The sequence below is a fragment of the Streptomyces collinus genome (assembly GCF_031348265.1).
GTDB lineage: Bacteria > Actinomycetota > Actinomycetes > Streptomycetales > Streptomycetaceae > Streptomyces > Streptomyces collinus.
Map to the genome: position 1 here is coordinate 7,945,171 of NZ_CP133771.1, position 18,655 is coordinate 7,963,825.

At 73.1% G+C, this 18,655-nt stretch carries 16 protein-coding genes; 11 read left to right on the forward strand and 5 right to left on the reverse strand.

Annotated elements, in window-relative coordinates; all coding sequences use genetic code 11:
- Nucleotides 1-8 precede the first annotated feature (8 nt).
- The 5 genes from RFN52_RS35695 to RFN52_RS35715 are packed head-to-tail and all read left to right on the forward strand — an operon-like array spanning nucleotide 9 to nucleotide 4,237.
- Entirely contained in the window at nucleotides 9-1,349 is a 1,341-nt protein-coding gene (locus RFN52_RS35695) for an L-fuconate dehydratase (protein WP_184852825.1), read from the forward strand.
- Nucleotides 1,346-2,101 (forward strand): SDR family NAD(P)-dependent oxidoreductase, encoded by a 756-nt coding sequence (locus tag RFN52_RS35700; protein ID WP_184852828.1) that lies wholly within the window; start codon nucleotides 1,346-1,348, stop codon nucleotides 2,099-2,101. The genes RFN52_RS35695 and RFN52_RS35700 overlap by 4 nt, the downstream gene beginning before the upstream one ends.
- On the forward strand, nucleotides 2,098-3,093 hold the full coding sequence (locus RFN52_RS35705) for an aldo/keto reductase (protein ID WP_184852831.1): 996 nt from the start codon (nucleotides 2,098-2,100) through the stop codon (nucleotides 3,091-3,093). Before RFN52_RS35700 ends, RFN52_RS35705 begins: the two co-directional genes overlap by 4 nt.
- Nucleotides 3,090-3,407 carry an L-rhamnose mutarotase gene (locus RFN52_RS35710; RefSeq protein WP_184852834.1) on the forward strand — a complete coding sequence of 106 codons (318 nt, stop codon included), beginning with the start codon at nucleotides 3,090-3,092 and terminating at the stop codon, nucleotides 3,405-3,407. The genes RFN52_RS35705 and RFN52_RS35710 overlap by 4 nt, the downstream gene beginning before the upstream one ends.
- Entirely contained in the window at nucleotides 3,404-4,237 is an 834-nt protein-coding gene (locus tag RFN52_RS35715) for an amidohydrolase family protein (RefSeq protein WP_184852837.1), read from the forward strand. The genes RFN52_RS35710 and RFN52_RS35715 overlap by 4 nt, the downstream gene beginning before the upstream one ends.
- 82 nt (nucleotides 4,238-4,319) lie before the next feature.
- On the opposite strand, the gene RFN52_RS35720 is transcribed toward RFN52_RS35715, so the two are convergent.
- The gene (locus RFN52_RS35720; RefSeq protein ID WP_184852840.1) at nucleotides 4,320-5,741 is read right to left on the reverse strand and encodes a lipase maturation factor family protein; all 1,422 of its coding nucleotides are present in this window, start codon (nucleotides 5,739-5,741) and stop codon (nucleotides 4,320-4,322) included.
- A gap of 138 nt (nucleotides 5,742-5,879) precedes the next feature.
- On the opposite strand from RFN52_RS35720, the gene RFN52_RS35725 reads away from it, so the two are divergent.
- The 3 genes from RFN52_RS35725 (at nucleotide 5,880) to RFN52_RS35735 (ending at nucleotide 10,086) form a co-directional block, all read left to right on the forward strand.
- On the forward strand, nucleotides 5,880-7,031 hold the full coding sequence (locus RFN52_RS35725; RefSeq protein ID WP_184852843.1) for a DUF6777 domain-containing protein: 1,152 nt from the start codon (nucleotides 5,880-5,882) through the stop codon (nucleotides 7,029-7,031).
- An 81-nt stretch (nucleotides 7,032-7,112) separates the two neighbouring features.
- Entirely contained in the window at nucleotides 7,113-9,200 is a 2,088-nt protein-coding gene (locus tag RFN52_RS35730) for a SpoIIE family protein phosphatase (protein ID WP_184852846.1), read from the forward strand.
- 22 nt (nucleotides 9,201-9,222) lie between these two features.
- The gene (locus tag RFN52_RS35735) at nucleotides 9,223-10,086 is read left to right on the forward strand and encodes an Fpg/Nei family DNA glycosylase (RefSeq protein WP_184852848.1); all 864 of its coding nucleotides are present in this window, start codon (nucleotides 9,223-9,225) and stop codon (nucleotides 10,084-10,086) included.
- A gap of 192 nt (nucleotides 10,087-10,278) precedes the next feature.
- Here RFN52_RS35735 and RFN52_RS35740 read toward each other — a convergent pair whose 3' ends face one another.
- From RFN52_RS35740 to RFN52_RS35750, 3 genes are all read right to left on the reverse strand, one after another.
- Complete coding sequence (locus RFN52_RS35740; RefSeq protein ID WP_184852851.1) at nucleotides 10,279-10,935, reverse strand: zf-HC2 domain-containing protein; 657 nt, start codon at nucleotides 10,933-10,935, stop codon at nucleotides 10,279-10,281.
- A 151-nt stretch (nucleotides 10,936-11,086) separates the two neighbouring features.
- A complete protein-coding gene (locus RFN52_RS35745; RefSeq protein ID WP_184852854.1) occupies nucleotides 11,087-11,599 on the reverse strand; it encodes a hypothetical protein in 513 nt (170 codons plus the stop codon).
- A gap of 153 nt (nucleotides 11,600-11,752) precedes the next feature.
- Complete coding sequence (locus RFN52_RS35750) at nucleotides 11,753-12,298, reverse strand: sigma-70 family RNA polymerase sigma factor (protein ID WP_033307886.1); 546 nt, start codon at nucleotides 12,296-12,298, stop codon at nucleotides 11,753-11,755.
- Nucleotides 12,299-12,519: 221 nt separating this feature from the next.
- Here RFN52_RS35750 and RFN52_RS35755 point away from each other — a divergent pair, with 221 nt between their 5' ends.
- The gene (locus tag RFN52_RS35755) at nucleotides 12,520-13,674 is read left to right on the forward strand and encodes a CapA family protein (RefSeq protein ID WP_184852857.1); all 1,155 of its coding nucleotides are present in this window, start codon (nucleotides 12,520-12,522) and stop codon (nucleotides 13,672-13,674) included.
- A gap of 123 nt (nucleotides 13,675-13,797) precedes the next feature.
- Here RFN52_RS35755 and RFN52_RS35760 read toward each other — a convergent pair whose 3' ends face one another.
- Nucleotides 13,798-14,259, reverse strand: coding sequence for a universal stress protein (locus tag RFN52_RS35760; RefSeq protein ID WP_184852860.1), 462 nt, complete (start codon nucleotides 14,257-14,259; stop codon nucleotides 13,798-13,800).
- A gap of 196 nt (nucleotides 14,260-14,455) precedes the next feature.
- Here RFN52_RS35760 and lysX point away from each other — a divergent pair, with 196 nt between their 5' ends.
- Both lysX and RFN52_RS35770 read left to right on the forward strand, forming a co-directional pair.
- Nucleotides 14,456-17,698 (forward strand): bifunctional lysylphosphatidylglycerol synthetase/lysine--tRNA ligase LysX, encoded by a 3,243-nt coding sequence (lysX, locus tag RFN52_RS35765; protein ID WP_311241253.1) that lies wholly within the window; start codon nucleotides 14,456-14,458, stop codon nucleotides 17,696-17,698.
- A gap of 89 nt (nucleotides 17,699-17,787) precedes the next feature.
- Nucleotides 17,788-18,633, forward strand: coding sequence for a polysaccharide deacetylase family protein (locus RFN52_RS35770; protein ID WP_184852866.1), 846 nt, complete (start codon nucleotides 17,788-17,790; stop codon nucleotides 18,631-18,633).
- Nucleotides 18,634-18,655 lie beyond the last annotated feature (22 nt).

The window sequence follows — 18,655 nt, forward strand, 5'->3', positions numbered from 1 at the left end:
GGCACTCCGTGTCCCCGACGCCCGCCCGCATCACCGCGGTCGACACCCACGACATCCGCTTCCCCACCTCACGCGAACTCGACGGCTCCGACGCGATGAACCCGGACCCCGACTACTCGGCGGCCTACGTCGTCCTGCGCACGGACGCGCCCGACGGGCACGAGGGGCACGGATTCGCCTTCACCATCGGGCGGGGCAACGAGGTGCAAGTCGCCGCGATCGAGGCACTGCGCGGACACCTGGTCGGCCGGGACCTCGACGAGCTGTGCGCCGATCCCTCCACCCTGAACCGCGACCTGATCGGCGACAGCCAGCTGCGCTGGCTCGGACCCGAGAAGGGCGTGATGCACATGGCGATCGGAGCCGTCGTCAACGCCGTGTGGGACCTGGCCGCCAAGCGCGCCGGCCTGCCGCTGTGGCGACTGCTCGCCGAGGCCGAACCCGAATGGATCGTCCGCCAGGTCGACTTCCGCTACCTCACCGACGCCCTCACCCCCGAGGAGGCCCTGACCCTCCTGCGCCGGGGCCGCGAGGGCGCCGGGGAACGCACGGCCCGCCTGCTGGAGTCCGGCTACCCCGCCTACACCACCTCGCCCGGCTGGCTCGGCTACGACGACGAGAAGCTGACCCGGCTCGCGGCCGAGGCCGTCGCCGGCGGCTTCCGGCAGATCAAGCTCAAGGTCGGCGCCGACCTCGACGACGACATCCGCCGCTGCCGCGTGGCGCGTTCGGTCATCGGACCCGACGTACGCATGGCCGTAGACGCCAACCAGCGCTGGGACGTCGACGAGGCGATCCGCTGGACCAAGGCGCTCGCCGAGTTCGACCCGTACTGGATCGAGGAGCCCACCAGCCCCGACGACATCCTCGGCCACGCGGCGATCCGCCGGGCCGTCGCCCCCGTGAAGGTCGCCACCGGCGAACACGTGCAGAACCGCATCGTCTTCAAGCAACTCCTCCAGGCCGGCGCGCTCGACGTCGTCCAGATCGACGCGGCCCGCGTCGGCGGCGTCCCCGAGAACCTCGCGGTCCTGCTGCTCGCGGCCAAGTCCGGCGTGCCGGTCTGCCCGCACGCGGGCGGCGTCGGCCTGTGCGAACTCGTCCAGCACCTGTCGATGTTCGACTACGTGGCTCTCTCCGGCACCACCGAGGACCGCGTCATCGAGTACGTCGACCATCTGCACGACCACTTCCTCGACCCGGTGGTGATCCGCGAGGGTCGGTACACGGCACCCACCGCGCCCGGCTTCTCGGCGGCCATGCGGCCCGAGTCGCTGGCGCGGTACACCTACCCGGGCGGCGCGTTCTGGGCCGCCGACCTCGACGACAAGAGGGAGCAGGCCGAATGAGCGACTTCGAGGGCTTGAGGGCCCTGGTGACGGGCGGCGCCTCCGGCATCGGCCGGGCCACCGCCGAGCTCCTCGCCGAGCGCGGCGCCCAGGTCGCCGTCCTCGACCTGGACCCGTCGCCGGTCGGCAAGCCGCTGCTCGCCCACCGCGCGGACGTCACCGACGACGCTTCCGTGCGCGAGGCCGTCGCCGCCGCCGTCGCGGACCTCGGCGGGCTCGACGTGCTGGTCAACAACGCGGGCATCGGCGCCCAGGGCACCGTCGAGGACAACCCCGACGACGAGTGGCACCGCGTCTACGACGTCAACGTGCTCGGCATGGTGCGCACCACCCGCGTCTGCCTGCCCCACCTGAGGGCCTCCGCACACGCCGCGATCGTCAACACCTGCTCCATCGCCGCCACCGCCGGCCTGCCGCAGCGCGCCCTGTACAGCGCCACCAAGGGCGCGGTGTACTCCCTGACCCTCGCCATGGCGGCCGACCACGTCCGCGAGGGCATCCGCGTCAACTGCGTCAACCCGGGCACGGTCGACACCCCGTGGGTCGGACGCCTCCTCGACGCCGCGCCCGACCCGGCCGCCGAACGGGCCGCCCTGGAGGCCCGCCAGCCCACCGGCCGACTGGTCTCGGCGGCCGAGGTCGCCGGCGCCATCGCCTACCTGGCGAGCCCCCTGTCCGGCGCCACCACCGGCACCGCCCTCGCCGTCGACGGCGGCATGCAGGGCCTGCGGCTGCGCCCGGTGGCCCGGTGAACCGGCTCGGCGGCAGCGGCGTCGAGGTCAGCGCCCTTTCCTTCGGCGCCGCCGCCATCGGCAACCTGTACACCGAGGTCGGCGAGGCCCAGGCGCACGAGGCCGTGGACGCCGCCTGGCAGCGGGGCATCCGCTACTTCGACACCGCACCGCACTACGGCCTCGGTCTCTCCGAACGCCGCCTGGGCGCCGCCCTGCGCGACCACCCCCGCGACCGGTACACCCTCTCCACCAAGGTCGGGCGCCGCTTGGAGCCCTCGGACGGCGGCGGCGACGACCTGGCAGGAGGTTTCGCCGTGCCCGCGACCCACCGCCGCGTGTGGGACTTCAGCGCCGACGGCATCCGCCGCACCCTGGAGTCCAGCCTGGAACGGCTCGGTCTCGACCGGGTGGACGTCGTCTACCTCCACGACCCCGACGAGCACGCCGAACAGGCCTTCCGCGAAGGCTATCCGGCGCTGGAAAAGCTCCGCTCCGAGGGCGTGGTCGGCGCGATCGGCACCGGCATGAACCAGGCCGAGATGCTCACCCGCTTCGTCCGCGACACCGACGTCGACGCGGTCCTCTGCGCCGGCCGTTACACCCTGCTCGACCAAAGCGCCCTCACCACCCTGCTGCCCGCGGCTCACGAACGCGGCATCTCCGTCGTCATCGGCGGCGCCTTCAACTCCGGCCTGCTGGCGAACCCCAGACCCGGCGCCACGTACAACTACACCGCCGCGCCCTCCGAGCTGGTCGACAGGGCCCTGCGCCTGAAGTCCGTCGCCGACCGGCACGGCACCACGCTGCGCGCCGCCGCCCTGGCCTTCTGCGCCGCCCACCCGGCCGTCGCCAGCGTCCTCGTCGGCGCCCGCTCGGCCCACGAAGTGCGCGACTGCGCCCATCAGTTCGCCGCCCGGGTACCGGCCGGGTTCTGGCAGGACCTGCGTGCCGAAGGCCTGCTGCCGACCGAGGCACCCGTCCCCGCCGAGGCGCCGAAGGAGCCGTCATGAGGGTCGCCCTGCACACCAAGGTCCGCGCCGACCGTGTCGCGGAGTACGAGGCGGCCCACCGGGAGGTGCCGGAGGAACTCACCGACGCCATCCGCGCCGCGGGTGCCACCTCGTGGACGATCTGGCGCAGCGGCACGAACCTCTTCCACGTCCTGGAGTGCGAGGACTACGCCCGGCTCCTCGCCGAACTGGAGAAGCTGCCGGTCAACGTCGCCTGGCAGGCCCGCATGGCCGAACTGCTGGACGTCGCGCACGACTACTCCGGCGAAGGCGCCGACGCGGGCCTGCCCGTCGTCTGGGAGCTGCCGTCATGACCGTCGTCGACGCCCACCACCACGTGTGGGACCTGTCCGTCCGGGACCAGGACTGGATCACCGGCCCCGAACTTGCCCCGCTCCGACGTGACTTCACTATGAGGGACCTCGAACCTGAGGCAGCGGCCGCCGGGGTGGGCGGCACGATCCTCGTCCAGACGGTCACCGTGCCCGAGGAGACCCCCGAATTCCTCGGCCTGGCCGGCGAACACGAGCTGATCGCGGGTGTCGTCGGCTGGACCGACCTCACCCGCCCCGACGTCGCCGACGAACTCGCCCGGCTGCGCGAACTCCCCGGCGGGCGGTACCTCAAGGGCATCCGCCACCAGGTCCAGGGCGAGTCCGACCCCGCGTGGCTGCTGCGCCCGGACGTCCGGCGCGGACTGGCCGCCGTCGCCGACGCCGGACTGGTCTACGACCTCGTCGTCCTGCCCCACCAGCTCCCGGCCTGCGTCCGGGCCGCCGCGGACCTGCCCGGTCTCACCTTCGTCCTCGACCACCTGGGCAAACCGCCCATCGCCTCCGGCGCATTCGAACCCTGGGCGTCCGGCCTGCGCGCCCTCGCCGCCCTGCCGAACACGGCCGCCAAGCTGTCCGGCCTGGTCACCGAGGCGGACCTCGCCTCCTGGACCGTCGAGGACCTGCGCCCCTACGCCGACGTGGCCCTGGAGGCCTTCGGGCCCGGCAGGCTGATGTACGGCTCGGACTGGCCGGTGTCCACGCTGGGAGCTGCCTATGGAGGCATCCTCGACGCCACACGCCGGCTGACCGACCCGCACGATCACCCGCAGATCTTCGAGGCCACCGCCACCCGCGTCTACGGTCTGTGAGCCCCGCCACCCGCGTCTACGGTCTGTGAACCGGCCCCGCCACCCGCCTCTACGGTCTGTGAACCGGCCCCGCCACCCGCGTCTACGGTCTGTGAACCGGCCCTGCCAGCCGCGTCGGCGGCAGGAAGTCCCTCACGTACGTCCGCTCCCAGCACGCGCCCGTCTCCCGCAGCTCGCGCCACGACGTGTAGCGGTACCGGAACAGGCGGGCGCGCACGTACCGCGGGGGCTCGTCCTTCGGGAAGGGCGAGCGGCGCAGCAGCTTCAGGGTGGCCCGGTCGTTCTCCAGGAGCCGCTCCACCAGCGTTCCGAACCAGGGGTCGGCGTAGGCGGGGGAGAGGGCCGCGAACCACATCAGCCAGTCGAGCCGCAGGTGATAGGGCGCGAACTGGCGGGGCCAGCGCCGGGGATCGCCCGGCTTGCCCTTGAACTCGTACTCCAGCCAGCCCGAGTCCGCACGCGGCACGTCGTCCCTGGTGCCCTCCACCACCACCTCGTACCGCACCCGGCTCACGCTGCCGAACGCCCCGTAGGTGTTGACCAGATGGAGCGGGTCGAAGGAGCGGTTCATGACCTGGCGACGGGACAGCATGTTGCGCACCGGCCGGTAGCCGAGGCCCACCAGCAGCGTGGCCACCGCGAGCACCACCACCACGAACCACAGGGGCGCTTCGCGCACCTCCGGCGGATCGGCCGGGAAGCGCACCGCCGACAGCGCCAGCACGATCGTGATCCAGTTCAGCCAGGAGAAGTTGCCCGACAGCACCAGCCACAGCTGCGTGAGGATCATCAGCGACGCGGCGGCCGTCGCGACGGGCTGCGGGGTGAACAGCAGGAACGGCACGACGAGCTGGGTGACGTGGTTCGCGGCCACCTCGACGCGGTGCAGGGGCCGGGGAAGATGGTGGAAGAACCAGCTCAGCGGACCCGGCATGGGCTGGGTCTCGTGATGGTGGTCCAGGCAGGTGAGCTCGCGCCAGCACGCGTCGCCGCGCATCTTGATCAGCCCCGCGCCGAACTCCACCCGGAACAGGATCCACCGCAGCAGGAACAGCACCACGACCGGCGGCGCCACCTCGTCGTTGCCGAGGAACACGGCGAGGAAGCCGACCTCCAGCAGCAGTGACTCCCAGCCGAACGAGTACCAGGTCTGCCCGACGTTGACGATCGACAGGTACAGCACCCACGGCACCAGCCACAGCAGCATCCCGCCCCACAGCGGGAGCAGCGAGTCCAGCCCGGCCAGCAGCGCCGCCGCCACCCCGCAGCCCGCCCAGGCGCAGAGCGCGAAGAAGCGGTCCGAGTAGTGCCACTGGAACAGGCTCGGTGCCCGCCTGAACGGCACCCGCTCCACGAACCGCGGCACGGGCAGCATGCCGCGCTGCCCGATGAGCGGCCGGAACTGGAGGGCCGCCGTCAGGAACGCCACCAGATACACGGCGGCCAGCGCCCGCTGGAAGACCAGCCGGGTCAGCCAGTAGTCGGATGCGGTGAACCACTCCACGGCCGTGCGCTCCTCCTCTTCGTGCGGCGCACGTCGTCACGCTCCGTGCACCACCCCTCCGGTTGCGTGACCCGAGTGAGCGAAGCAAACAATAGTGACGAACGGCTGGCAGCGGGCCGAGGCGAGCGGGAGGGCGAGGTGCGGACACCCACCGGGACCTCCGTCCTGGCCTGCGTGCTGTCGGCGGCGCTCCTCCTCTCGGGCTGCGACGGCACCACCGGTCGCGGCGGCACCCCCGGCCGCGGCGACGACGCGGGCACCGGCACCGGCACCGGGGGTGAACTCCTCCTCCAGCCTGCAGCCGATCCGGGACCCGCCCCCTTCACGGATTCAACGGCCCTCACGGCGGCTACCCCGTCCCCCGCCCCGCGAACGCCGGCCGGCACCGACCGGGCCTCCACCGCCTCGGACGGGCCGCGCTCCCTCTCCGGCGCGACGCCCGGCCTGTACGGCGGCACCGAGCGGACCGGCAGCTGTGACATCGGCCGGCAGATCGGCCATCTGACCCGCGACCCCGCCCGGGGCCGTGCCTTCGCCGAGGCCGCGGGTATCTCCCCGGCCTCCGTCCCCGACCACGTGCGCGCCCTGACGCCGGTCGTCCTGCGCGCCGACACCCGCGTCACGGGCCACGGCTTCCGGGCCGGACGGATCACCCGCCACCAGTCCGTCCTCCAGGCCGGCACCGCCGTCCTGGTCGACGACCGCGGCCTGCCGCGCCTGCGCTGCGCCTGCGGCAACCCGCTCCGCCCTCCGGTGGCGCCGCGCGGCACGCCGGTCACCACGGGCACGCCCTGGCCCGGCTACCGCCCCGGCGAGGTGATCGTCGTGACCCCCGCCCCGCGGGCCGTCACCGGCTTCACGATCATCGACACCGCTTCCCGGGCCTGGATCGAGCGTCGCACCGGCCACGACGTACGCCACGACCGGGCTCTGCCCCCGCCCGCCTGGACGACCCACCCTCCGCAGCCGTCCCGGACCCCGGCCCCGGACCCGGGCCCCGGCACGCACAGCGCATCCCCCTGGGACGCCCCGGCAGACGCGAGCCTCACGGACACTCCCGTGGACACCGGCAGCGCAGAGACGGACCTCGGTGCGCCCGTACCGTCAGCCGCGGAGACCGCCCCGCCTCCCGCCCGGCCGGCCGACCCGGAGGATCCCGGCGGCCCGGACGAGGTCGGACCCGACACCGTCCCGGACACCCCCGATCCGCCCGACGGCGCCGGGCTCGTTCCCGACGGCGGGGCCGCCGAACGCATCCCCGACAGCTCCACAAACGTCTTCACCGACTGAGGGCCGCTCCGGCGGAGCGGCTCGTAGACTCTGCACATCCATCCGGTCGAAGAATCGGACGAATCCTGGCAAGGTGGGCCCATGGCTGATCGGGGAGCGAGCGCCCTGTCCCTCCCGGACGACTGGCCCGCCCACCCGGACCCGATCCTCGTGCTCAACCGGATGGGCAGCTTCGACTGGGATCTGGACACCGGCCTGATGCAGATGGACGCCCAGGCCCACGAAGTCTTCGACGTGCGCCCCGACGAATACGACGACCACCCCGAAACCCTCGCCAAGCGCGTCCCGCCCGACGAGTCCCGGCGCCTGGACACCGCGGTCTCCCAGGCACTGAAGGACGGCAGCGAGAACTACGGCGCCTACTTCCGCATCCGCCGCCGCGACGGCAGCCTGCGCTGGACCCACACCCAGGGCTACATCCGGCGCGACGACACAGGGCGCCCCCGCCGCATCATCGGCATCATCCGGGACGCCACCCAGGAACTCGGCGAGAGCGCCGCCCGCCGCGACCAGGCCGCCCAGGACGAGGCCCGACGCTGGCAGACCAGCGTCGTCGAACTCACCACGGCCGCCCTCGCCCACGCCCGCACCGTCCAGGACGTCATCGACGTCCTCAAGGACACCCACGGCCTCACCCACCTGGGCGCCACCAGCCTCGTCATGGGCCTGGTGGAGGCCGGCCGCATCCGCTTGGTCGCCGAGGGCCCGGCGGACAGCTTCGTGCCCGGCACCCGCGTCACCCGGATCGACGAGCCCTACCCGATGAGCGAGGCCGTCCGGACCCTCGGCCCGTGCTTCATCGAGTCCCCGCAGGAGTTCGCCGAGCGCTACCCGATCCTGTGGCCCCACATCACCGACCTCGACATCACCTCGGCCGCCTATCTGCCGCTCATCGTCCAGGCGAGGCCGATCGGCGTGGTGGGGCTGCTCTACAGCGACCGGTACGGCTTCACGTCCGAGGAACGCAACATCCTCGTCGCCCTCGGCAGCAGCATCGCGCAGAGCCTGCAGCGGGCCATGTTCTACGAGCAGGAGATGGACCTCGCGCAGGGCCTCCAGCAGGCCATGCTGCCCCGGACCATCCCCAGCGTGCCCGGCGCCGACGTCGCCGTGCGCTACCGCGCCGCCACCATCGGCGGCTCCGTCGGGCGGGACATCGGCGGCGACTGGTACGACCTGATCCCGCTGCCCGGCGGCCGGGTCGGCGCCGTCATCGGCGACGTCCAGGGCCACGACACGCACGCGGCCGCCGTCATGGGCCAGTTGCGCATCGTGCTGCGCGCCTACGCCGCCGAGGGGCATCCCCCGGCCACCGTCATGGCCCGGGCCTCCGTCTTCCTGCACGAACTCGACACCGACCGCTCCGCGACCTGCCTCTACGCCGAGGCCGACCTGACCACCGGCGTGCTCCAGATGGTCCGGGCCGGGCACATCGACCCGCTGGTGCGGCACACCGACGGCTCCTGCCGCCGCGTCACCGTCCCCGGCGGACTGCCGCTCGGCCTGTCCGCGGAGTTCGGCCGCCTCGACTACCCCGTGGGCACCATAGAGCTCGACCCCGGCGACACCCTGCTGCTGTGCACCGACGGCCTGGTGGAGCAGCCCGGCGCCGACCTCGACGACGGCATGCGCACCCTCACCGCGCTCGTCGACACCGGCCCCGAGGACGTACGGGACCTCGCCGACCGGCTCATCGACGTGGCCGCCGAGCGCGGCGGCGACGACGACGTGGCGCTGCTCCTGCTGCGCCGCCGCGGTCCGGACGGCCCGCAGTCCGGCCGCCGGCTCCAGCGGCACGTGGCCCCCGGCGACCCCGGGGCCCTCGCCGAGGCCCGGCACATGATCCGCACCGCGGTCACCGGGTGGGGAGCGGAGGAGCGCGCCGACGAGATCGAACTCGTCGCCGACGAGCTGATCACCAACGCCCTGATGCACACCGAGGGCTCCGCGGTCGTCACCCTGCGGGCCTTCACCGGCTCGGAGCGCCGGCTGCGCGTCGAGGTCGAGGACTCCTCCAGCGCCCTGCCACGCCGCCGGGAGGCGGGCGACTCGGGCGTCTCCGGACGGGGCCTGCTCCTGGTCGAGCTGCTCACCGACGTGTGGGGCGTGGAGGCCCGGGGCGGCGGCAAGGCCGTGTGGTGCGAGTTCGTGGTGCCCGACTCCGGCTGACCCGGCGTGGCACTCTGGACCCATGCCGGAACTCCCCGAGGTCGAGGCGCTCAAGGACTTCCTGACCGAGCACCTCGTCGGCCACGAGATCGTCCGGGCGCTGCCCGTGGCGATCAGCGTCCTGAAGACGTACGACCCGCCCCTGTCCGCGCTGGAGGGCCACGAGGTCGCCGCCGTACGCCGGTACGGCAAGTTCCTCGACGTGCGGACCGCGGACGGCCCGCACCTGGTGACGCACCTGGCCCGCGCGGGCTGGCTGCACTGGAAGGACCGCCTCCCCGACGGCCCGCCCCGCCCCGGCAAGGGCCCCCTCGCGCTCCGCGTGGCCCTGGAGACCGGCGCCGGGTTCGACCTGACCGAGGCCGGCACCCAGAAGCGGCTCGCGGTGTACGTCGTGGGCGACCCGCAGGAGGTCCCGGGCGTGGCCCGGCTCGGTCCCGACCCGCTCGCGGACGACTTCGACGAACGGCGCCTGGCGGAACTCCTGGCCGGGGAACGGCGTCAGCTCAAGGGCGCGTTGCGCGACCAGAGCCTGATCGCGGGCGTGGGCAACGCCTACAGCGACGAGATCCTGCACGCGGCGAGGATGTCGCCGTTCAAGCTGGCGGCGTCCCTGAGCGAGGAGGAGACCGGTCGGCTGTACGCGGCCCTGCGCGACACGCTCACCGAGGCGGTCGAACGGTCCCGGGGCGTGGCGGCCGGGCGGCTGAAGGCCGAGAAGAAGAGCGGACTGCGGGTCCACGGCCGTACCGGCGAGCCCTGCCCGGTGTGCGGCGACACCGTCCGCGAGGTGTCCTTCGCCGACTCCTCGCTCCAGTACTGCCCGACCTGCCAGACGGGCGGCAAGCCGCTCGCCGACCGCAGGATGTCCCGCCTGCTCAAGTGAGACGGGGCCGCACCCCGCGCGGAGGCGGTGTCCACTCGGACACATGGATCGTCGCGCCGTCGCCGGTCTCTGCCGTCGTCACCTCGTCCGCCCTCCGCCGGGACCGCGGGCACCCGGTGATCTCCCGGGCGCGTCGTCCGGCAGCCTCACAGCGGGGCGTGGGGAGCGCCCGGTGACCGGGCGGAGGGATGGTCAGCTCGGCTGGAGTCTCCACAGGACCTCGCCGGAGGCCGAGCGGATCTCGTAGCGGGCGATCTGCCCCGGATGCATGGAGGAGCTGGCCATCATCGTGTCGGGGTCGGCGTCATGGCCGGGCCCGTGCCAGCTGGTCGCGGTCTCCTCGGTGCCGTCGCGTCCGACGATGACCAGGTGGCAGGCGCGCGGCCCCGCGGCGTCCTTCACCTTCAGCTCGACCTGGCTGCCCGAGGCCTCGTCCGCCGTCGTGACCTGCGCCCATACCCCCGTCCGCGCGTCGGTCGCCGCGACCGTGCGGGCCTCCTCGCCGCTGCTGCCCTGGGCCATCATGGCGATGCCCGGTACGGACGCCGCGAAGACCACCGAGGCGGCCAGGGCGAACAGCAGGCGTCTGCGTCCGGCCCGGCGCCGGGTCGCCACCTCGGCGAGCAGCGCGTCCAGCATGCGCGGCCCGGGCTGCGCCATCGGGTGCACGAACCGGGGCGTGGAGCGCCGGTACAGCATCAACTGCCGTGCGGTGGGGCCGAATTCCGTCACCTCTGCAGCGCACCGAGGGCACTCCATGAGGTGGTCCTCGAAGCGGAAGGCCTCCGCCTCGTCCAGCACGCCGAGCGCGTAGGCCGCGACGTCGCGATGCCTCTCCAGGGACCTCATGCCGAATCCTCGTGCCGTTGGGTGCGGGTGGGGTTACTCCTTGCTCCCACCGGTACGGACCAGGCGGCGGAATCACTCAAGCCGGTGACACAATCGCAACCAATAGATTCGGAGCCCTCAGGCTCCCGGATTGGTCCGGGGCCGCAGAATCTCAAAAAAGATGGATGGCGAGGTGTCCCAGGGGCAGTCCGAGCTGCCAGGCGGGCGTCCAGACCTTCGGCCCGTCGTCCTCCCCGACCACCGGAGCACCGCCCGGAACCGCGTTCAGATCGGGCGCCAGCAGCTCCGTCTCCTGCAGCCAGCGCCAGGCCTCCTCCGCGAGGTCCAGGTCCGGTGCGGGGCCGCCCGACCGCGCGGCGCCCGCGGCGAGCTCGGCCAGCCGCTCGCGCACCCACTCCTGCCACGGCTGGTCGTACGCGGTCAGCGACAGCCACGTCTCCAGCTGGGTGACGACCCGGATGCCGGACAGCTCCCCGTCGGTGTCGGACAGGAAGATGGTCAGCGCCAGGGCGTCCCGCCCGGCGCGGAACTCGAAGGACGTCGGCGGCATCAGATCGCCCGTCCGCAGCAGCTCGTCGGCGATGTACTCGGCGTACAACCACGCCATGGGTACGGTCAGTTCGCCGCCGGCGCCGTCCGTGCTCCCCTGCTCTCTGTCCAGCATCCCGTCCTGCCTTCCTCCGGTACGTGCGCGTTGCCCGACACCGGGCCCCCGGGGACGCTGACGGCCCCCTCCGGAACACGGATGAGAACAGCCGATTACTCAACCGGGGTCATCGGCAAGGCGCTTTACGGAGGCTTGACCCATCCATTGGTTTCACCGCAGGTCGGCGGCGTAACCCGGGAGCACCCTGCGCAGGGCTCGCAGCGCGTAGTACGCGCGGGACTTCACGGTACCGGGCGGGATCCCGAGGGTCGCCGCTGCTTCCGCCACACTCGCCCCCTGGAAGTACACGAGCACCAGGACTTCACGGTGCTGTGGAGTGAGAGTCTTCACAGCCTGGCGGACGTCGAGCATCGCGGCGGCGCGCTCGGCGTGATCGGAGATGACCCGCGCGTTCTCCAGCACCGCGTCCCCGACCTCGGGCGGACGGGCCTGGCGGGCCCGCCGGGCATCGATGGCGAGCCGCCGCGCGACGGTCATCAGCCAGGGCCGCACGGAGTCGAAGTCGTCGGCGCGCAGGGCCTCGGGGTGCTGCCAGGCACGCACCAGCGTCTCCTGCACCAGGTCCTCGGCGCGCTGCCGGTCGCCGTCGCAGAGCCGCAGCAGCAGCGCGAAGAGGGGCCGGCCGTGCTCCCGCTGCAGTGCGGCGAGCTCGTGCTCGGCGGTCGTTCCGTTCGTGAGAGTGGATCCGGCCGTCATGGCCGTATGCCACCGCAGGGCGTGGCCCCGGCACAGGGCACGTACCCGGCTGTGCGGCGGACGGTCGATCGCGTCGACGAACGGTTCGACGAACGGTCGAGGGCCCGGCCATGTGGGTGCCGGACGGGCTGATGAGCGTGTCGGAGCCGCGTGAGGCGCCGAGAGCCTCCTTTCCTGATTGTGCGTAAATACGACCACAACGCCCACAGTGGGGTGAATGCATGCTCGCGCGCAGTCGACAGATCGCCCTGGCCCTGACCGTCGTCCTCGCCGCAGGCGCCGCCTGCCAGGCCCGCGGCCACGACAAGCCCGACCGCGGACGCCCGGCACCGGCCGCCGCCGGGCCCCGCGGCTTCACACTCGTCGCCTCCGGTGACGTCCTCCCGCACAGCACGATCATCGACCGGGCCCGCTTCGACGCCGGCGGCACCGGCTACGACTTCCGCCCGATGCTCGCCGGGATCCGCTCCGTCGTCTCCCGCGCCGACCTGTCCCTGTGCCACATGGAGACCGTCTACGGCGCGGACGGCGTCTACACCGGCTACCCGACCTTCAAGTCCCCGCCCGAGGTGGCCCGGGCCCTCGCCGTCACCGGCTACGACGGCTGCTCCACCGCCTCCAACCACACCCTGGACGACGGCGCCGACGGCATCCGCCGCACCCTCGACGCCCTCGACCGCGCAGGGGTCCGGCACGCCGGATCGGCCCGCACCGAACAGGAGGCACGCACGGCGACGGTCCTGCGGGCCGGCACGGCCACGGTCGCCCACCTCGCCTACACCTACGACACCAACGGCTTCCCCCTCCCCGACGGGCAGCCGTGGGCCGTCAACCTCATCGACGAGGCCAGGATCATCGAGGACGCCCGGGCCGCGCGCCGGGCGGGCGCCGACGTCGTCGCGGTCTCCCTGCACTGGGGCACCGAGTGGCAGGACGCCCCCGACGACCGGCAGCTGACCCTGGCCCGGACCCTCACCGCAGCACGCACCGGGGACCGCCCCGACATCGACCTGATCCTCGGCACCCACGCACACGTCCCGCAGGCCTACGAGAAGATCAACGGCACCTGGGTGATCTACGGCATGGGGGACCAGATCGCCGGCGAGATGACCAACTACGAGGGCGCCAAGGACCCGCGGGGCAACCAGTCCACCCTCGGCCGCTTCACCTTCGCCCCGCCCGCGCGGCCGGGCGAGCGCTGGAAGGTGACGAAGGCGGAGTTCGTCCCACAGCTGTTCGACGTCGACGCGGGCCGCGTCGTGAACCTCAACCGGGCGATCGCCCAGGGCGCCGACGTCCGGGCCGTCCGCGACCGCATCCGCGACGTCGTACTCAGCCGCGGCGCCGCCGGGGACGGACTGGTGATGGGGGAGTAGCCCCGCCCCCGGCCGCCACAGCCCCGCGGACACCTGACGGTGGCTCACGACGGCCCGGCCGCGCACCAGCGGCCCGGCACGGCCCCGGGCGATCACCTGCCGCACCGCCCGGGCGTCACCCCGCTACGGCACCACCGTCACCGGCCACCGCCCCGCCTTCACCAGGCGTACCGCCACCGAGCCGACGATGCGGTGGCCCGCCTGCTCCGAGGCACCCACCACCACCGCGTCCGCCTTCAGTTCGTCGGCCGCCGACACCAGGCCGTTGTACGGATCGCCGCGGAACGTGTGGAACTCCCAGCGGACCTCGAATATCCCCTTGAGCCGCTCGGCCGACTCCCGGATCTGAGCCACCAGGTCCTCGGCGATCTCGTCCGTCGTCTCCGCCACCGGCGCCCCCAGCGCCGCGCCCGCCGCCAGCACCGGCTGCACGTACACCACGGCGAGCAGCGCGTGCTGCCGGCGGGCCAGGCCGGCGGCGTAGGCCGCGGCCCGCAGGGAGGAGTCGGAGCCGTCCACCCCGACCACGATCACCTTGGGCCCGTCCGTGCCCCGCTCGAACCGATGGGCGTGCTGTTCCGTCACGCCGCGAGGCTACCGGAACCCCCCTGGCCCGCCCGGGACGCGGAGTCCGCGCCCGCGGATGCCGGACGGGAGGCCCGGGCCTCCTGAGCCGCGAGGTGCGGGAGCGCTCGACGGGCGAGGAGGCGCGGGTGTTCCTAGAGTCGAAAGCATGAGCGTCATCGCGGACACCGGGACGGCCGAGGACACCTCAGGCGCCATGCGGCCGCCCCACCGGGCGCACGGCTTCCTGAGCCGCGTACCCGAGGGCTTCGCGGTCTTCTTCGGCGCCCTCGGTCTGCTCTGCGCCCTGCTGGCGCTGATCCCCCCGCTGCGCACGGGCCTGCGCCCCCTCGTCCGCTTCCTGGACCTGCTGCTCGTCCCGGTCAGCGCCAACCTCGCCTACGCCGTCTTCCTGTTCCTGCTCGCCGCCGCGACCGGCGCCCGCAAGAAGATCGCCTGGTGGCTGGTCGTCGTCTACCTCGGCCTGCTGGTCCTGACCGACATCCTCGGCATGGCCGTCGGCGAGTTCGCCGAGTCCGTCCCCTCCCTCGTGGTGTGCGGCCTCGCCCTGATCCTGCTGATCTACGCCCGCAAGGAGTTCTACGCCGCATCCCGCCGCGCCGCCGTCCGCCGGGCCCTGGCCGTCCTGGTGGCGGGCCTGGTCGCGGCGATCCTGGTCGGCTGGGCGCTGGTCGAGGCGTTCCCGGGCAGTCTGCCGAGCGGCGAGCGCCTGGCCTGGGCCGCGAACCGGGTGTGCGGCGGCCTGGTGCCCGCCGGGTCCTTCGACGGCCGCCCGCCGCACGCCCTGTTCTTCCTGCTCGGCCTGTTCGGCGCGCTCGCGCTGCTGAACGCCGCCGCCACCCTGTTCCGCTCCCAGCGCCTGGAAGCCGCCCTGCACGACGACGAGGAGGCCCGCATCCGCGCCCTCCTCGGCCGCTACGGCGACCAGGACTCCCTCGGCTACTTCGCCACCCGCCGCGACAAGGCCGCCGTCTTCTCACCCAGCGGCAAGGCCGCCGTCACCTACCGCGTCGAGGCCGGGGTGTGCCTGGCCAGCGGCGACCCGGTGGGCGACCGGGAGGCCTGGCCGCACGCGATCGCCGCCTGGCAGGACGTGGCCCGCCGCTACGCCTGGGTCCCGGCCGTGATGGGCGCCTCCGAGGAGGGCGCCCGGGCCTTCGTCCGCGCCGGGCTCGGCGCGCTCCAGCTCGGCGACGAGGCGATCCTGCACGTCCTCGACTTCGACCTCGACGGCCGCGACATGCGCGTCACCCGCCAGGCCGTCAACAGGATCCGCCGCACCGGCGTCACGTGCCGGGTCCGCCGCCACTCCACCCTCTCCGAGGAGGAGATGCGCCGGCTCGTCGAACGCGCCGACGCCTGGCGAGACACCGAGACCGAACGCGGTTTCTCCATGGCCCTGGACCGCCTCGGCGACCCGGCCGACGGCGACTGCCTCCTCGCCGAGGCCCTCGACCAGGACGGCCGGCTCCTCGCCATCCAGTCCTTCGTGCCCTGGGGCATGGACGGCGTCTCCCTGGACCTGATGCGCCGTGACCGCACCGCCCCCAACGGCGTCATGGAGTTCATGGTCGCCGAACTGTGCGCCGTCGCCCCGAAACTCGGCGTGCGCAAGGTCTCGCTGAACTTCGCCGTGTTCCGCTCCGTGTTCGAGGAGGGCGCCCGCATCGGCGCGGGACCGGTGATCCGCCTCTGGCGCCGCCTGCTGCTGTTCTTCTCCAAGTGGTGGCAACTGGAGGCCCTGTACCGCTCCAACGCCAAGTACCACCCCGAGTGGTACCCCCGCTTCCTCTGCTACGCGGAGGCCGCCTCCCTCGCCCGGGTCGGTCTCGCCTCCGGCATCGCCGAGGGCTTCGTCTCCGTACCGTCGATGCGCAAGTTGTGGGGAAAGGGAAAGGGGCACCCGAAGGGCGGACAGCGGCCCGCCACCACGGAGGGGCTGCCGTCGTTGGCGGCGCTCGGCCTCGCCGGAGGGGACGGGACCGAGCCCGCCGACCCTCTCTCCCGCCTGTCCGACCAGGTCCGCGTCCGGCATCACAAGCTCGACCGGCTGCGCGCCGACGGCATCGACCCCTACCCGGTGGGCCTCCCGGCCCGCACACACACCCTCGCAGAGGTCCGGCCGGGCGAGCAGGTCACCGTCGCCGGCCGGATCATGCTGGTCCGCGACTTCGGCGGCATCGTCTTCGCCGTCCTGCGCGACTGGTCCGGCGACCACCAACTCGCCCTCACCCGCGACCGCTCCGGCCCCGCCCTGGACCGCTTCACCGCCGACACCGACATCGGCGACCACATCACCGCCACCGGCGAGGCGGGCGTCAGCGACAAGGGCGAGCCGACCGTGTTCGTCACCTCCTGGCAGCTCACCGGCAAGTGCCTGCGCCCGCTGCCGGACAAACGACGGGGCCTGGCCGACCCGGAGGCCAAGGTCCGCATGCGCTACCTCGACCTGGCCGCCAGCCCCGCCGCCCGCGACGTGGTCCGCGCCCGCTCCACCGCCGTCCAGGCCGTGCGTCAGGGCCTGCTGGCACGCGGCTACCTGGAGGTCGAGACGCCGGTGCTCCAGCAGATCCACGGCGGCGCCAACGCCCGGCCCTTCACCACCCACATCAACGCCTACGACCTCGACCTCTACCTGCGCATCGCCCCCGAGCTGTACCTCAAGCGGTTGTGCGTGGGCGGAATGGAGAAGGTCTTCGAGATGGGCCGCACCTTCCGCAACGAGGGCACGGACTACAAGCACAACCCCGAGTTCACCATCCTGGAGGCCTACCAGGCGTACGCCGACTACGACGTGATGCTCGACCTCGTCCGCGAGCTGATCCAGGGCGCCGCAACCGCCGCCTTCGGCAAGCCCGTCGCCCACAAGGACGGCGAGGAGCACGACATCTCCGGGCAGTGGCCCGTCAAGACCGTCTACGGCGCCGTCAGCGAGGCCCTCGGCGAGGAGATCCACCCCGGCACCGAACTGCCCGAGCTGCTCCGCCTCTGCGACCGCGCCGGCGTGCCGTACACCGCCGACGACGGCCACGGCGACGTCGTCCTGGAGATGTACGAGCGGCTCGTAGAGGAGAAGACCCAGCTGCCCACCTTCTACAAGGACTTCCCCACCGACGTCTCCCCGCTCACCCGGCAGCACCGCACCGACCCGCGCCTCGCCGAACGCTGGGACCTCGTCGCCTTCGGCACCGAACTCGGCACCGCCTACTCGGAGCTCACCGACCCCGTCGAGCAGCGCCGCCGCCTCACCGCCCAGTCCCTGCTGGCCGCCGGGGGCGATCCGGAGGCGATGGAACTCGACGAGGACTTCCTCGACGCCCTCGAATACGCCATGCCGCCCACCGGCGGCCTCGGAATCGGCGTCGACCGGCTCGTCATGTTCCTCACCGGACTGACCATCAGGGAGACCCTGCCCTTCCCCCTGGTGCGCCGCCGCTGATCCGTCTGCGTGGGCCGAACGGGTGAAAGTGTGCCGCCACACCGGTGTTGCTCGCGTGCGTCGGCCTTCCGCCGGGCGACTGATGAGTCATGAAGAAGGATCAGTTGCTCTCCCGGCTGCTCACCCGGCGCCGGGCGTTGATCGCGGGGGCCGGCGCCGTGGGAGCGGCCGCGACGGCCGGAGTGGTCACGGCTGTCACCGGGGACGGAACCGTCACCTCCGCCCCGGCCGCGGGCCCCCAGCCCCGCCGCCTCGTCAACTCCTCCGCGTACCGGCTGCAGCCCCTGACCGGCTACGGCCCGCCGCGCGCCGCGCCGCGCCGGACCCTGGTGCGCCGCGAACCGCTGCTGCGCGTGTCCGGCCGGGGCCGCACCATGGTCCTGACCTTCGACGACGGCCCCGATCCCCGCTACACCCCGGACATCCTGGACACCCTGGCCGAGTACGACGTGCGCGCGATGTTCTTCGTGTGCGGGGAGATGGTCGCCGGCGGCAGGAGGATGCTGGCCCGGATGGCGGACGAGGGCCACGTCGTGGGGAACCACACCTGGTCCCACCCGTTGCTCACCCGCCTCACCCGCAGGCAGATCCGCTCCGAGATGGAACGCACCTCCGACGTCATCGAGGACGCCTACGGGGAGCGCCCCGAGTGGTTCCGCGCGCCCTACGGAGCCTGGAACCGCGCCGCGTTCCAGATCGGCGCCGAACTGGGCATGGAACCGCTCGCCTGGACGGTCGACACCCTCGACTGGACCACTCCCGGGGCCCGGTCCATCGCGAACCGGGTCGAACGCGGCGCCGCCCCCGGCGTCGTGGTGCTCGCGCACGACGCCGGGGGCGACCGCTCGCAGAGTGTGCGGGCCCTGCGGCGCTACCTTCCCGAACTGCTGGACTCCGGCTACCACGTCACGGTGCCCCGGCGGCATTACGCCTGAGGACACCGCGGGGCTTTCGCCC